14 protein-coding genes are annotated in these 14346 nt (G+C 35.1%); 9 read left to right on the top strand and 5 right to left on the bottom strand.

Translation table 11 applies throughout. The features are described from left to right. The first annotated feature begins 29 nt into the window (after positions 1-29). On the top strand, positions 30-1055 hold the full coding sequence (locus HX049_RS01090) for a DUF6266 family protein (RefSeq protein ID WP_286413470.1): 1026 nt from the start codon (positions 30-32) through the stop codon (positions 1053-1055). Positions 1056-1131: 76 nt separating this feature from the next. Here the strand turns inward: HX049_RS01090 and HX049_RS01085 are convergent, their stop codons facing one another. Next, the gene (locus HX049_RS01085; RefSeq protein WP_286413469.1) at positions 1132-1500 is read right to left on the bottom strand and encodes a hypothetical protein; all 369 of its coding nucleotides are present in this window, start codon (positions 1498-1500) and stop codon (positions 1132-1134) included. Between the two features lie 311 nt (positions 1501-1811). Between HX049_RS01085 and HX049_RS01080 the strand changes: the two genes are divergently transcribed. Next, positions 1812-2435: a YiiX/YebB-like N1pC/P60 family cysteine hydrolase gene (locus tag HX049_RS01080; RefSeq protein WP_286413468.1), complete on the top strand. Its 624-nt coding sequence runs from the start codon at positions 1812-1814 to the stop codon at positions 2433-2435. A gap of 125 nt (positions 2436-2560) precedes the next feature. Here HX049_RS01080 and HX049_RS01075 read toward each other — a convergent pair whose 3' ends face one another. After that, positions 2561-3160, bottom strand: coding sequence for a thioredoxin family protein (locus HX049_RS01075; RefSeq protein ID WP_286413467.1), 600 nt, complete (start codon positions 3158-3160; stop codon positions 2561-2563). Between the two features lie 193 nt (positions 3161-3353). On the opposite strand from HX049_RS01075, the gene HX049_RS01070 reads away from it, so the two are divergent. The 7 genes from HX049_RS01070 (at position 3354) to HX049_RS01040 (ending at position 10637) form a co-directional block, all read left to right on the top strand. After that, positions 3354-4151, top strand: coding sequence for a patatin-like phospholipase family protein (locus HX049_RS01070; protein ID WP_286413466.1), 798 nt, complete (start codon positions 3354-3356; stop codon positions 4149-4151). A gap of 45 nt (positions 4152-4196) precedes the next feature. Beyond that, the gene (gene pyrH, locus HX049_RS01065) at positions 4197-4916 is read left to right on the top strand and encodes a UMP kinase (RefSeq protein WP_006262791.1); all 720 of its coding nucleotides are present in this window, start codon (positions 4197-4199) and stop codon (positions 4914-4916) included. A gap of 9 nt (positions 4917-4925) precedes the next feature. Next, entirely contained in the window at positions 4926-5489 is a 564-nt protein-coding gene (gene frr, locus HX049_RS01060; RefSeq protein WP_286413465.1) for a ribosome recycling factor, read from the top strand. A gap of 160 nt (positions 5490-5649) precedes the next feature. Then, positions 5650-6747 carry a Glu/Leu/Phe/Val dehydrogenase dimerization domain-containing protein gene (locus tag HX049_RS01055; protein WP_286413464.1) on the top strand — a complete coding sequence of 366 codons (1098 nt, stop codon included), beginning with the start codon at positions 5650-5652 and terminating at the stop codon, positions 6745-6747. A gap of 259 nt (positions 6748-7006) precedes the next feature. Then, positions 7007-8440, top strand: a complete 1434-nt coding sequence (asnS, locus tag HX049_RS01050; RefSeq protein ID WP_286413463.1) for an asparagine--tRNA ligase — start codon at positions 7007-7009, stop codon at positions 8438-8440. 114 nt (positions 8441-8554) lie between these two features. Continuing rightward, positions 8555-10009: an RNA polymerase factor sigma-54 gene (rpoN, locus tag HX049_RS01045; RefSeq protein ID WP_286413462.1), complete on the top strand. Its 1455-nt coding sequence runs from the start codon at positions 8555-8557 to the stop codon at positions 10007-10009. A gap of 13 nt (positions 10010-10022) precedes the next feature. Further along, positions 10023-10637: a phosphatase PAP2 family protein gene (locus HX049_RS01040; RefSeq protein WP_286413461.1), complete on the top strand. Its 615-nt coding sequence runs from the start codon at positions 10023-10025 to the stop codon at positions 10635-10637. Here HX049_RS01040 and HX049_RS01035 read toward each other — a convergent pair. Genes HX049_RS01035 through HX049_RS01025 form a run of 3 tightly spaced genes read right to left on the bottom strand, consistent with a single transcriptional unit; the run spans position 10625 to position 14317 of the window. Next, positions 10625-11332, bottom strand: a complete 708-nt coding sequence (locus HX049_RS01035) for a porin family protein (RefSeq protein ID WP_286413460.1) — start codon at positions 11330-11332, stop codon at positions 10625-10627. The two genes, HX049_RS01040 and HX049_RS01035, sit on opposite strands and share 13 nt — an antisense overlap. A gap of 12 nt (positions 11333-11344) precedes the next feature. Continuing rightward, complete coding sequence (locus tag HX049_RS01030) at positions 11345-12547, bottom strand: DUF3078 domain-containing protein (RefSeq protein ID WP_286413459.1); 1203 nt, start codon at positions 12545-12547, stop codon at positions 11345-11347. A gap of 3 nt (positions 12548-12550) precedes the next feature. Then, the gene (locus HX049_RS01025) at positions 12551-14317 is read right to left on the bottom strand and encodes a 1-deoxy-D-xylulose-5-phosphate synthase (RefSeq protein ID WP_286413458.1); all 1767 of its coding nucleotides are present in this window, start codon (positions 14315-14317) and stop codon (positions 12551-12553) included. Between the last annotated feature and the right edge of the window lie 29 nt (positions 14318-14346).

Here is a 14346-nt window from a genome sequence, read left to right as displayed (position 1 = left end):
CCTTGTAATAACCAAAAAACAAAGAAATCATGGCAGAAATCAAAGAAGGAATATTAGGTGCTGTAGTAGGAAAGGTAGGAACCGTAGTAGGTGTACTGTGGAGAGGAAGGAATATACTCCGCGCTAAGCCACTAAAATCAAGTAAGAAAGCAACTGAGAAGCAGTTAAAACAATGGGATAAGATGAGCCTGGTATCTACCTTTGCTAGTAAATTCAAGGATTTTGTCAATGCGCATTGTCCTGCGGTGTATAATGGGGAGAAATGGATGTCGGGAAAAGAACAAATGATTTCTAGGCTGATGAAGCAGGGCATCACAATGCATGAAGAGGAACAATACATACAAATAGACAAGGTGCTGCTCTCTATCGGAACCCTCGCTCCTGCTGTGATTAAAAAAATAAGCATGCTCAAAACTGGAAAGCTAAAAGTGCAATGGGATAATCATCTGATCAATCCCCTGACGCTCGATACAGACGCACTGACGATCATGGCGTATCACGAAGAACTAGACAAATTCATTAGCATCCCTACTATCGGACAACGCAAAGACAGATATGCTCATTTCAGTCTACCTAATGGATGGCAACAAGGGAAAGTTTATCTATGGAGTATGTGGAAAGCAGAAGACGGTAGTGTACATAGCACAAGTTGCTTTCACGGGATCTTAGAAGCAGAAAATGGAGAACAGAAAACAGGTAACGGGGAAACTGGGAACGGTGAAACTAGGAACGAGGAAATGGGGAACAGACCTACGGGGAATGGGGAAACGGATAACGGGAAAACAGAAAACGAGGGAACTGAGAACAGGGGAACACTTGTATCTATAACAGATAGTGTAAGTGAATCATCACCTCCTATCCCACTTATGGAAGAAGAATCCGAAACTAAAAAAGAATTACCACCTGGACTCATCCGTCAAGTCAGAAAGAAAATCATAAAAGAAATAAAGTCTAGAGAGCCTTTGCCTTCTAGTGATAATGCGCATGAAGGTGTGATCTATGAAGCGCGCTCTATCTTAGAAGCACTGAAGGCTGAGGAGGAACAGAGAGAGTGAATGAATAAGCATAATGGCTTATTTTTATTTTCAATACTCATGGTGTACTAAATACACAACCTAATCATCATGTCTTTTATTCTTCCCTCTTAAAAGCAAGTTGATAAACATTGCCATTTGTATCCATACCTAAGAGTCCTCCCTCCTGAGAGCGCTCTATCTCTATATAGAATCTAACACCTAAACTATCACTCGCTATATACCCTGCACCGACATCTCCTTTTAGCTTTACTTCACCTGTATAATGCAAGCCTTCACGATCCATACCTTCCACGAAAAAGAATGACAATTCACTTTCTTTCTCTGGATGTATATATTCCATTTTATCTAACTCTTGATAATCTTCAATTCCTTTTGGCTCCTCCTTAGTTTTATTACATCCTAGTAAAAGCAAAAGACCTAATATAGATAAAACCTTCTTTTTTCTATTTAAAATCAACGACATAACATTTTTTTCTAAACACGAAAATAGACATACTAATACACTCCCCCCACCACAAATAAGTAAAGCATGACTTTTTATGAGTAAACCACGTATACTAATAGCTAAAACGATTTGAAAATCAGTAATGTTCCTCCTATCTTTGCCTAAAACCAAAATAAGCGATAGATAAAATAGCTGAATTAATTGTATTCTACCATTCTCTCATCACCTCTTATATAATATTAGCGTGATGATATAGCTACTGTAGATTTCTATTATCAATTACTACTGCTGCTCATCTTTACAGTTTATTTTGGACTAAAAAATAACTTATGCGTAATATACTTTTTCTATTTGTTTTCATAACACAACTATCTTGGGGACAAAAAACAGAATACCAAGAAGGTGACCTTATCTTCCAAAATATAGATTGTGGTCCTTTATGTGATGCTATAAACGAAGTAACTTTTGGTTATAATGATTTAAATTTTAACCATATGGGAATGGTTATAGAACACGAAGGCAGTCTACAAGTCATAGAAGCGACTTGGCCTGAGGTATGTATTACGCCAATGGAGGACTTTCTAAACAAAACAAAAGAGCCTATGTACATAGGCCGTCTAAAAGGTAAGTTGACCAAACTAATTCCTGCAGCAAAAGAATTTGCTATAAAACAAGTAGGTGTTCCTTATGATGATAATTATCTATATGCTAATGGTAAATACTATTGTTCGGAGCTTATATATGAAGCCTTTAAAGTATCTAATAAGAATAAGAGTTTCTTCTACCTATACCCAATGACGTATAAATCAAAATACACTAAAGAAACATTCCCTGTATGGGCAACATACTTTGAAAAATTAGGACAAACTATACCTGAAGGGGCGCCTGGCTGTAATCCAGCAGGAATGTCATTAGATCCTAGACTAAACATCATAGGTCCTATCGTTAGATAGTTTTACTCACAGTGCTCAAACCATTACTCTATTGACTACAGATTACTTTAGTGAGACTGTAAATCATCTATTTATAATAACTAAAAAACGCTCTTTCACAAGTCTGAAAGAGCGTTTTTTAGTTATTATTCAAAAGATGTCATTAACTCTATTACTTCTTTTTGTACTTCATGTCCTTTATCTTTAGTGTACCACTTCTGTAGTTCTACCTTACCTGCTTCGTCCACTACACCATGAGCAGCTTTATAATCTGTCACTACTTTTTGTCCTAAGGCAGGTCTTGGTCCCCAGTGTCCTAATACATTAAGTGTATCTTGTTCTACGATGATCAACTTTGGGATAGCTCTACCTCCATTCGTTAAGAAAGCATCCATTAGCTCTAGGTTTTTATCTCTTAGTACTAATCTCATCTCAATGTTAGGAGCTACTTCAGCCATCTTATTTAGGATAGGAACTATCTGAGCTGCATCACCACACCAACATTCTGTTATCACTATCCAAGTATACTTTTTCTTCAGATTTGCCAATTTAGCAGCGACTTCTTCTTCTACTTTCATCGTCTTGTCTAAGCGATGTAGCCTAGCTTCGTTCAACTCTGCATAAGCTAAATAATCATCGCTAAGTTCTAAAGAAGCTTTATCATTAGTCAATGCATCAGTAACAAATTGTCTAAATTCAGTATAACTAAAACTTTTGTCAATGTATTTTGAATCAATGTTTATCATTTTGTGTACTTTTATTGTTTGTTATTACCAAAGATAAACCTTTTACAGCAAATAAAATGATGACAAAAGTCAGGGAGATAAATTGTCCAAGCAAATTTAGCGCCTAAACGACATGCTTAGATCGTTAATAGCTTAAGATAATGTATATTCTGATAGATATAGATCATTTTAGACGTGCTTAAACATTAAAATTATGATACATAAAACCAAAATCGGATTAGTGCTATCAGGTGGTGGTTATAAAGGTATAGCCCATGCAGGAGTATTACAGTTCTTAGACGAACAACAGATCAAACCAAACTATCTAGCAGGTACTAGTGCTGGTTCTATAGTATCTTCATTATACGCAAGAGGCATAGAACCAAAAGAAATATTGATGTTCTTTAAGTCTGTTAATATCTTTAACTGGCAACACTTTACTTTAAAAAAAGCAGGGTTAATGGATGTAAACGCTTTTGACAAATATTTGAATAAAGTGTTTAGTGACCTGACCATTGGTGACTTAGACATACCTGTATACATCAACGCTACTGATATCGTCAGTGGCAAATTGCACGTATTTAATAAAAAGACAAAGATAGTAGATGCAATCCTAGCATCTAGTGCATTCCCTGGTGTATTTTCACCATATCAAATTGGCAATAAAATATATAGTGACGGAGGGATTATCAATAACTTTCCAATCGAATTACTAAAAGGTAAATGCGATTACATCATCGGGAGCAATGTAACGCCAATACAACAAGTAACTGCTGATAGTCTAACATCTATACGATCAGTGACATTCAGAGCATATGAGCTGATGACTACGATAAACAACGCTAAGTTAGGCAAACTATGTGACTGGCTTATAGAGCCCAAAGAGCTAACGCTCTACTCTACCTTTGAACGTAGTAAGAAGAAAATGGATGAGATTTATGACTTAGGATATCAAACGGCAAAACAGACATTCGAAGAGAATCAACATATTTTTAAAAAAGCTATTCCATAGAAGCATATAATCTTTATATTTGCAAAACTTTAAAAATATCTTTCAATGAAGTACAAAAGAATTCTACTAAAATTAAGTGGAGAAGCCTTAATGGGAGATCAACAATATGGTATTGATCCTAAGAAATTAGCAGAGTATGCTGCTGAAGTAAAAAAAGTTCACGATTTAGGTGTTGAAATTGCGATTGTAATAGGTGGAGGAAATATTTTTAGAGGCGTTGCTGGAGCAAATGTAGGGATGGACCGAGTACAAGGTGACTACATGGGAATGCTTGCTACCATTATCAATGGTATGGCATTACAAGGAGCATTAGAAGCTGCTGGAATGTTAACTAGATTACAGACTGCCTTAAAAATAGAGGCTGTAGCAGAACCTTATATCAAAAGAAGAGCTGTTCGCCACTTAGAAAAAGGAAGAATCGTAATCTTCGGTGCTGGTACAGGTAACCCTTACTTCACTACTGATACAGCTGCTGTATTAAGAGGAGTAGAGATTAATGCTGATGTAATCTTAAAAGGAACAAGAGTGGATGGTGTTTATACAGCTGATCCAGAAAAAGATCCAACAGCAGTTAAATTTGAAAAAATCTCTTTCAGCGATTGTTTAACAAAAGGACTAAATGTAATGGATACTACAGCATTTACTCTAAGTAGAGAAAATGAATTACCAATCGTAGTATTCGATATGAATAAACAAGATAATTTATTAAAAGTTTGCCAAGGAGAAGATTCAGTAGGAACTACTGTATCCGTAAACGTTAATTAATCTATAGTTATGACAGAAGAAATCAATTTAATAATCGACGCTGCCAAAGAGTCTATGGACAATACTGTAGCTCACTTAGAAAAAACATTATTAAACATCCGCGCTGGAAAAGCATCTCCACAGATGTTAGGAGCAGTATTCGTAGACTACTACGGTTCACAAACTCCACTATCTCAAGTAGCAAATGTAAATGCAGCTGATGCACGTACATTAACTGTTACTCCATGGGAGAAAAACATGTTACAACCTATCGAAAAAGCAATTATGATCGCTAATCTAGGTTTAAATCCAATGAATAACGGAGACAACATTATCATCAATATCCCTGCATTAACAGAGGAAAGACGTAAAGATCTAGCTAAACAAGCTAAATCTGAAGCGGATGATGCTAAAGTAGGTATCAGAAATGCTCGTAAAGATGCAAATAACGATATCAAAAAAGAAGAGAAAAACGGAACATCTGAAGATATCTGTAAAGATGCTGAAGAGAGAGTTCAGAAGTTAACTGATGGTTACGTAAAAAAAATAGATGATATTCTTGCAGCAAAAGAAGCAGAAATCATGAAAGTTTAAAAAATCCGCAAGTGTGCGGATTTTTTTTTATCATATACTTTCTGATTAGGGAATTGCTATTGCGATATCTCTATTTCTATCAAAAACAGAACATACCACACTCATAATCAATGCTTTTTTACTTATCTTTATAGATAACTAACCCTAAAATTCATTGATTATGAATACAACAATCTATTCACCAGAAGAGCTTAAAAAGATATCTCCAGTATTTGGACAAATATCCTTTGACAATCATGAGCAAATTATGTTCTGTCACGATAAAGAATCTGGATTAAAGGCAATCATAGGTATACACAATACTACACTAGGTCCTGCACTCGGTGGAACAAGAATGTGGAACTACACATCAGAATGGGAAGCGCTAAATGATGTACTACGCCTCTCTAGAGGGATGACTTATAAATCTGCTATCTCTGGACTAGACTTAGGAGGGGGTAAAGCTGTAATCATGGGTGATTCTAAAAAGGATAAAAGTCCAGAACTCATCAAAGCTTTTGCCCATTATGTCAACTCTCTTAGTGGTAGATATATCACAGCTGAAGACGTAGGTACCACCACAGCAGATATGGATCTAATCCATTCTATCACACCTCATGTGACTGGTATATCAGAAAGTCTAGGAGGATCAGGCAACCCTTCGCCTGTAACTGCATATGGAGTATTTATGGGATTAAAAGCGGCGGCACATTATCAATTTGGGTCTGATAACTTAGAAGGTAAAAAAGTGCTGGTACAAGGAATAGGGAATGTCGGCGAGACATTAGTAAAACACTTAACTGCCAGTGGAGCCATAGTTACAATCACAGATATCAATGAAGAGAGAGTGAGTGAAGTAGCAAAAAAATATAATACTAAGATATTTACTGGTACAGACCTATACTCAGAAGATGTAGATATCTATTCTCCTTGTGCTTTAGGAGCGACTATCAATGATGATACTATCGAAAAAATCAAAGCAAAAGTAATAGCAGGAGCAGCTAACAATCAATTAGCAGTAGAAGCTATACACGGCAAAAGACTACAAGAACGAGGAATTGTCTATGCTCCCGACTTTTTAATCAACGCAGGAGGAATTATTAATGTTTTTGGTGAGATAGTTCACTATGGACTAGATGAAGCTTTAAAACGCACTGAAAACATCTACAACACCACTTTAGAAGTACTTAATTATGCTAAAGAACACAAGATAACTTCTCAACAAGCTGCTATGAAAAAAGCAGAAGACAGAATCAACAAAAAGAAAAACGCTAAATAATGGTTTAAAAGCAGTCTACAAATAGGCTGCTTTTGTTTTGTATCCCCCTTCTCTTCTACCACTATCGCCCAGTTCTCTACTGTTCTCAACAATTAGAGTACTTCCATTCTTTCACTCTAATTAGCCTATTCTTTATTCTCATGTAATTATTACCGTATTATGGCAATTTCTTTATTCCATAATACACAATATTTTACTATTTTTGCAAGTATTTGAAATTGTCTAAATAAGACACTGATTATTAAAATTATAAATCACGATGAAACATACGAAAATTAACGATCTACTGGCAGGCAAAGGTCTACTCCATGAAGTTAAAGCAAAAGGATGGGTAAAAACGTTTAGAAACAACCAATTTATCGCCTTGAATGATGGATCTACGATTAACAATATTCAATGTGTTGTTGATTTAGATAAGTTCCCAGCAGAGTTGTTAAAAAAGATTCACACAGGAGCTGCAATCTCAGTTAGAGGAACATTAGTAGAGAGCCAAGGGGCTGGTCAAACTGTAGAAATACAAGTTGAAAATCTTAAAGTGTACGGAGAAGCTAATCCAGAAGAGTATCCGATACAACCTAAGAAACACTCTCTAGAATTCTTACGTGAAAATGCTCACTTGAGAATCCGTACAAATGTATTTGGAGCTATTATGAGAGTGCGTAGTGTTTTATCTTATGCAGTGCATAAATATTTCCAAGAGAATGGATTCTTCTATTTCAATGCACCTATCATTACAGGATCTGATGCAGAAGGAGCAGGAGAAATGTTCAGAGTAACAAACTTAGACTTAAATAATCTACCTCGTACAGAAGAAGGAAAAATAGACTTCTCACAAGATTTCTTTGGAAAGACTACTAACTTAACTGTATCTGGACAACTAGAAGCTGAGACTTATGCTATGGCATTAGGTTCAGTATATACATTCGGACCAACGTTCCGTGCTGAGAACTCAAACACATCTCGTCACTTAGCAGAGTTCTGGATGATCGAGCCAGAAGTTGCGTTTAACAACTTAGACGACAACATGGACTTAGCAGAAGACTTTATCAAATATGTAATCAACTACGTACTAGATAAATGTGCTGATGACTTAGCATTCTTAGACAAGCGTTTACAAGATGAGGAAAAAACAAAACCTCAAGCTGAACGCAGCGAAATGACACTATTAGAAAAACTTCGTTTCGTAGTAGATAACAACTTTAAACGTGTTAGCTATACTGAGGCTGTAGATATCTTAAGAAACTGTAAGCCTAATAAAAACAAGAAGTTTAAATATATCATCGATGGATGGGGTGCAGATTTACAAAGTGAGCATGAGCGTTACTTAGTAGAAAAACACTTTAAATGTCCGGTAATTTTATTTGATTATCCTGCTGAAATCAAAGCATTCTATATGAGAATGAACGAAGATGGAAAAACAGTAAGAGCAATGGATATCCTATTCCCTGGTATTGGAGAGATCGTAGGTGGTTCTCAAAGAGAAGAACGCTATGATGTACTATTAGAGAAAATAGAAAAAATGGGAATTGACAAAGAAGAGCTTTGGTGGTACCTAGATACAAGAAAATTCGGAACAGCTCCTCACAGTGGATTTGGACTTGGTTTTGAACGTCTTGTATTATTTGCGACAGGAATGACGAATATTAGAGACGTGATTCCTTTCCCTAGAACACCGCAGAACGCAGAGTTTTAATATAATAAGACCTTTATAAAAGTGTTTACTTTATCACATATTTTCATTAAATTTGAAAAAGAATATGTTTTAAAGTAAACATTTTTTTTATTTGTAATTAATATTCACAAAAGAATGCTTAAACAAAGTTTACAACTCAAATTATCTCAAAAATTATCTCCTCAACAAATCCAGTTGATGAAGTTAATACAATTGCCTACTTTAGCTTTTGAACAAAGACTGAAGGAAGAGCTAATTGAGAATCCTGCTCTAGAGACTGGCAAAGAAAACGAGTCTACAGATGTGGATGAATTTGACAATGACTTTGAAGATTATGATAATGAACGCATAGAAGCAGAGGATATCAATATAGATGAATACCTAAGTGATGACGAAACACCTGACTATAAATTACAAGCAAATAACTACAGTAAAGATGATGACGAATACGAAATGCCTATCATCGCACATGAATCATTCCATCAAGACCTGTTAAATCAATTAAATACCTTTATGTTAAGTGAAGGTGACAGAAAGATTGCAGAGTTCTTAGTAGGAAGTATTGACGACATGGGATACTTAAGACGTGAGACACAAGACCTAGTAGATGACTTAGCATTCACTCAAGGTATCTATACTGATGAAGAAACTGTAGAGAGAATATTACTAATCGTACAAGAACTAGACCCTGCAGGTGTAGGTGCTAGAGACTTGCAAGAGTGTCTTCTATTACAGTTAAAACACAAGACGCAATCTGACGCTGTAGATTTAGCTACAGAGATTATAGCGGATCAATTTGATGCTTTTACAAAAAAACACTACGATAAATTATTACAGAAATATGGTGTTTCAAAAGAAAAACTTAGAAATGCTATTGACGAAATAGAAAAGCTAAATCCTAAGCCAGGAGGAGCATACATAGGTAATGAACGTACTGTAGAACACGTAGTACCAGACTTTACAATAAAAATTAATGAAGGTGAACTTGAGCTTTTATTAAATGGTAGAAATGCGCCTGAACTTCACATCTCTAAAGATTACCAAGAGATGCTACAGTCGTATAAGGAATCTGCAAAATCTTCTAGTGCGCAAAAAGATGCAGTGCAGTTTATCAAACAAAAACTAGATGGTGCTAAATGGTTTATAGATGCAATAAAACAGCGTCAAGAAACCTTATTTGTGACAATGCATGCTATAGTAGAGTATCAGGAAGAATACTTTCTGACAGGAGATGAGACCAAACTAAAACCAATGATCTTAAAAGACATTGCTGATTTAGTAGGCTTAGATATTTCTACTGTGTCTAGGGTAGCTAATAGTAAATATGTAGATACACCTTATGGTACAAAACTAATCAAAAACTTCTTCTCTGAAGCAATGGTTAACGACCAAGGTGAAGAAGTATCTACACTAGAGATTAAAAAAATATTAGAAAATATTATTAGTGAAGAGGATAAGAAAAAACCTTACCCAGATGATAAACTAGCAGAGCTACTTAAAGACAAAGGATACCCTATCGCTAGACGTACAGTAGCTAAATATAGAGAACAATTGGACATTCCTGTAGCTAGAATGCGCAAACGTATTTAATACTGATTGTTAAATGAAAAAAACAGCGAAATTATTCTCTTCTATTTTTCATCCAATAACAGTCCCTTTTTTAACGACTTTATTGTATTTTTCGTTAGCACATTTCTATTTTTCTTCAGTAGAAATGTCCATTATATTAGGGCAAGTTCTAATTACGACCTGCCTATTACCTATATGTATTTACTTTTTGTTGCGATCACTTAAACTAGTCAACACTTCAGTTATGGTCAGCTCAAGAAAAGAGCGTATCATCCCTTTTATCATCAATATTGTTTTACTGTTTGTACTAAAGGACTATATTCTATACAACAATAGTGCTTATACTATACGCTTATACATTTGGGGATTGATGAATAGCTACCTTCTATTACTAGTATTTGCGTTATTAAAACAAAAGTCTAGTGTACATATCACTACATTAGTCACTAGCTTTATGTTCTATATCCACATATTAGTAGAATTACAACAACCCAATATTATAGGAGTAATTCTTTTCGTCTTTTTAATTGGGATAGTTGCTTGTTCTAGATTACTACTTAGAGCACATACATCTAAAGAAATTATCCAAGGCTTTTGTATTGGGATTATACCTACACTTATATATTTACTTATAAACTATAAGATGTAGAACATGACTCCTACATTTAAGAGTCTTAGCTTATTAGAATCCCACTTCAATACCTCATCTTTGTATACATTATTTAGACCGTAATACATATAAACATTCCAGGTATTAAACCCTGCTGATAGATATACTCCGTATAACCACTTATTCACATTAGGATCTCCTTTATAAGTAGCAGAATAATCTCCTGTAGTCGTTTTGGTACGATCTCCAAAAACATAACTAGCTTTAAAACCTAAATAAATACGCCAAAATTTATGACTATAAGGTGTAGAATTTCTCCAGCGTAGCTCTATCGGGAAGTCAATAGCATGCAATGACAAGCTACTTTTCTTATATGAACCTAAAATAACATGTTCATTCTCTGGTGTAATTCCAAGGTTCCCTCTCAAGTTCAGGTAAGAATATCCCACTCCAGGTGCTATAGCCACAGTTCTAGATCTATTGATAGGAAAGTCTCTCAAGAACCCTCCATTCAATCCAATAGATACTGAGCTAGGAGAAAAACCAGCAGGTTTATCTTGCATTAAAGTATGTGTGACACCAAAGTAAAACTGGTCTTCTCTGTATTTAAAATCTACAGTTTTCAAAGAGTCTTGAACAGTCTCATTTATATTTTCATTTGACTCAACGTATTCTTGTCCATGAGCGATAAAACTGCTCAACAACACAATACCTATAACTAGTAATTTTCTCATAGCTTCTTAGAATTAAAACGCGTAAGTTAACCCTACTCCTAAAGTTTGTTTAAACTGCATTTTAGGTCCTTCTATAACCTGTACACCATCTCTCATCACTTTATTCTTAACATTATCATCATAAATCATATAAGTTCCTACATTAGCACGTACATAATCATTAACCTTAAGATCCAACTTCATTTCAAACATGATATTCACATTGCCAAAGTTGTTTAAATAATCGCTATACAACGTAAGTTTATGCTGATAAAACATGTTTTTAAATATTTCTTTTTTCCACTCACTGCTCAATAAAAAACCTATCTCTGCTTTATATTTAGATCCACGTCTAATAATATTACCTAGGTCATCTTTCTCTGCTTTTGTCACACCAAATGCTCCTTGATCTGCTAATGTTTGGTCTAAAACGAAAGTTGATTTATAAGTTAATGGTGAAATATAATACTTCATCTCTGTTTTAGGATCTACATACTCAGCTCCGACCCCGACAAATAAGTATGCAGGAGCAAACCAAGCCGATACAGGATTATCAGTATCTGGGTAATTATATCCGTTCGTAAACTGTGTCTTGAAGTTTAACTTCGCTACATAATACCAATCAGAAATTGCAGAAGATTTATACCCAAACGCAGAGTTTAACTCTAATACATCATCTGTCTTACGAGATTCTCTTCCTGATTGCTTATTTAGCCCATACCTCATATTTAAAGTATTTTCCCACAATAAACGCCCCTTAATATACTTACGCCCAAACTCTCCTTTTAAAAGCCCTGAAATAGAGTTATCCCCACCAGCACTCCAATTGACAAAAGCGATCTGATTAAAATCTAATCCAAAGCGATTCTCTTTTTCCCAATAGCCAATTATCTCATTGTTAATAGGCAAAAGACTTAAATCTATATTAGGATTATAATTCGTCTTTATTTTATTCACTTTAGGTTTATTTCTCTCTACGTACACTGCAGGCTTTAAGAAAGGCTCTTCCCTATTGTTTTTATCGTATAGTATCGTTCCTCCACTATAATCCTTATAAGGTATAACCCCCATCAGTGGATTATATGGATTTTCATCTATGCGTAAAGTATCTTTCTTTACATCTTGAACACTCTTATTTTCTAGTTGATTACTTCTTTCTGTTATTTCTTGTCCATACGTTTGTAAACAACTCGTTAACACAACTAAACCAAGTAAACCGCTCTTAATCTTTCCCAAAACTTAATTCTTTATTTTTGCAACTAAACTTTCTGTATCTATTCCACATAATTGCTGCTGTTCTAACACAGTAGCGTGCTCTATAAATGTATCTTTCACCCCTAACACTTCAACCTCTACATGAGGATAATACGCAGTAACAAATTGACTTACTATACTACCAAAACCACCAATAACTGTTCCGTCCTCTATTGTCACTATCTTCTCGTGTTCTTGACAAATACGATGTAAGATCTCCTCATTTAATGGTTTTACAAATATAAAATGATAATGTGACCAAGCAGCACTATTACAAATATCCATCGCCTTAACTACATTATTACCAATAGTTCCTGTAGAGATAAATGCAAATTTATCTCCTTTTTTGATTTGAGAGACACTTCCTATATTAATTTTCTCAAATGGCAATTTCCAAGAATATTCAATAACACCTTTTCCTCTAGGATAGCGTATTGCTATCGGATGATTTAGACCTAACTGAGCTGTATATAATAAATTGCGCAACTCTAATTCATTTAAAGGAGCTGCGATAATCATATTAGGGATACAGTTCAGATAAGCAATATCATACACACCTTGGTGTGTTGCTCCATCCTCACCAACTAATCCAGCTCTATCTAAACAGAATATCACAGGAAGGTTCTGTAAAGCCACATCGTGAATAACCTGATCATAAGCACGTTGTAAGAAAGTGGAATATATGGCACAGAAAGGAATAAGTCCTTCAGTGGCCATACCAGCAGCTAATGTCACTGCATGTTGTTCAGCTATCCCTACATCTATTGCTCTATCTGGATAAGCATCCATCATAAACTTTAACGAACTACCAGTAGGCATCGCAGGAGTAATCCCTACAATCTTCTCGTTTGCATCAGCAAGCTCAACTAAAGTTAACCCAAAAACATCTTGGAATTTAGAAGGAAATTCGCTCTCCTTTCTAGGAATTAGTTCTCCTGTATCTTTATTAAACTTGCCTGGTGCATGATATTTTACTTGATCTTCTTCAGCCTGTTTTAATCCTTTTCCTTTAGTTGTAATAACATGTAGAAACTTAGGTCCTTTAATATTTTTTAATCTCTCTAGTTCTTTTATTAATCTAGGTAAATCATGTCCATCTATTGGTCCGTGATAGTCAAAGTTTAGAGATTTGATCATATTATTCACTCTTGGATTCCTTCCTTCCTTCACAGCTGTCAAATAATCTTTTAATGCTCCTACGCTAGGATCTATACCTATAGCATTATCATTAAGCACCACTAGCATATTAGTATCTGTCACCCCAGCATGATTCAATCCTTCAAAAGCCATCCCTGACGCAATAGAAGCATCTCCCACTACTGCAATATGGAATCTATCTTCTTCCCCTTTTAGCTTAGCTGCTATAGCCATACCTAAGATAGCAGAAATAGCAGTAGAAGAGTGCCCAACTCCGAAAGCATCATAAATACTCTCTTCTCTTAGAGGAAATCCACAAATACCACCTTTTTGTCTATTGGTGTGAAATACTTGTTGTCTACCAGTAAGTAGTTTATGTCCATAAGCTTGATGTCCAACATCCCATACCAAATTATCAATAGGAGTATCAAATACATAATGTAGTGCAATCGTTAGTTCTACCACTCCTAAGCTTGCTCCTAGATGCCCTTCTTTACTAGCAACTATATCAATAATAAATTCTCTCAACTCCACAGCTAATCCTTTCAATTCTTCAATTGAAAGATTCTTTAAGTCAGCCGGAGTGTTAATATGTTCAAGTAAGTTTTTAGACATTCTAAATAAAATAAAAACAAAATTACAAT

Origin of the sequence: Myroides odoratimimus (genome assembly GCF_030326305.1) — a bacterium.
Lineage (GTDB): Bacteria > Bacteroidota > Bacteroidia > Flavobacteriales > Flavobacteriaceae > Flavobacterium > Flavobacterium odoratimimum_A.
This window is presented reverse-complemented; position numbering and strand designations above follow the sequence as displayed.

Coding starts and splice junctions, on each gene's coding strand:
- HX049_RS01075 (WP_286413467.1), bottom strand. CDS start 3,160: ATGATAAACATTGATTCAAAATACATTGACAAAAGTTTTAGTTATACT.
- HX049_RS01070 (WP_286413466.1), top strand. CDS start 3,354: ATGATACATAAAACCAAAATCGGATTAGTGCTATCAGGTGGTGGTTAT.
- HX049_RS01085 (WP_286413469.1), bottom strand. CDS start 1,500: ATGTCGTTGATTTTAAATAGAAAAAAGAAGGTTTTATCTATATTAGGT.
- HX049_RS01035 (WP_286413460.1), bottom strand. CDS start 11,332: ATGAGAAAATTACTAGTTATAGGTATTGTGTTGTTGAGCAGTTTTATC.
- HX049_RS01025 (WP_286413458.1), bottom strand. CDS start 14,317: ATGTCTAAAAACTTACTTGAACATATTAACACTCCGGCTGACTTAAAG.
- HX049_RS01080 (WP_286413468.1), top strand. CDS start 1,812: ATGCGTAATATACTTTTTCTATTTGTTTTCATAACACAACTATCTTGG.
- HX049_RS01090 (WP_286413470.1), top strand. CDS start 30: ATGGCAGAAATCAAAGAAGGAATATTAGGTGCTGTAGTAGGAAAGGTA.
- HX049_RS01040 (WP_286413461.1), top strand. CDS start 10,023: ATGAAAAAAACAGCGAAATTATTCTCTTCTATTTTTCATCCAATAACA.
- asnS (WP_286413463.1), top strand. CDS start 7,007: ATGAAACATACGAAAATTAACGATCTACTGGCAGGCAAAGGTCTACTC.
- rpoN (WP_286413462.1), top strand. CDS start 8,555: ATGCTTAAACAAAGTTTACAACTCAAATTATCTCAAAAATTATCTCCT.
- HX049_RS01055 (WP_286413464.1), top strand. CDS start 5,650: ATGAATACAACAATCTATTCACCAGAAGAGCTTAAAAAGATATCTCCA.
- frr (WP_286413465.1), top strand. CDS start 4,926: ATGACAGAAGAAATCAATTTAATAATCGACGCTGCCAAAGAGTCTATG.
- pyrH (WP_006262791.1), top strand. CDS start 4,197: ATGAAGTACAAAAGAATTCTACTAAAATTAAGTGGAGAAGCCTTAATG.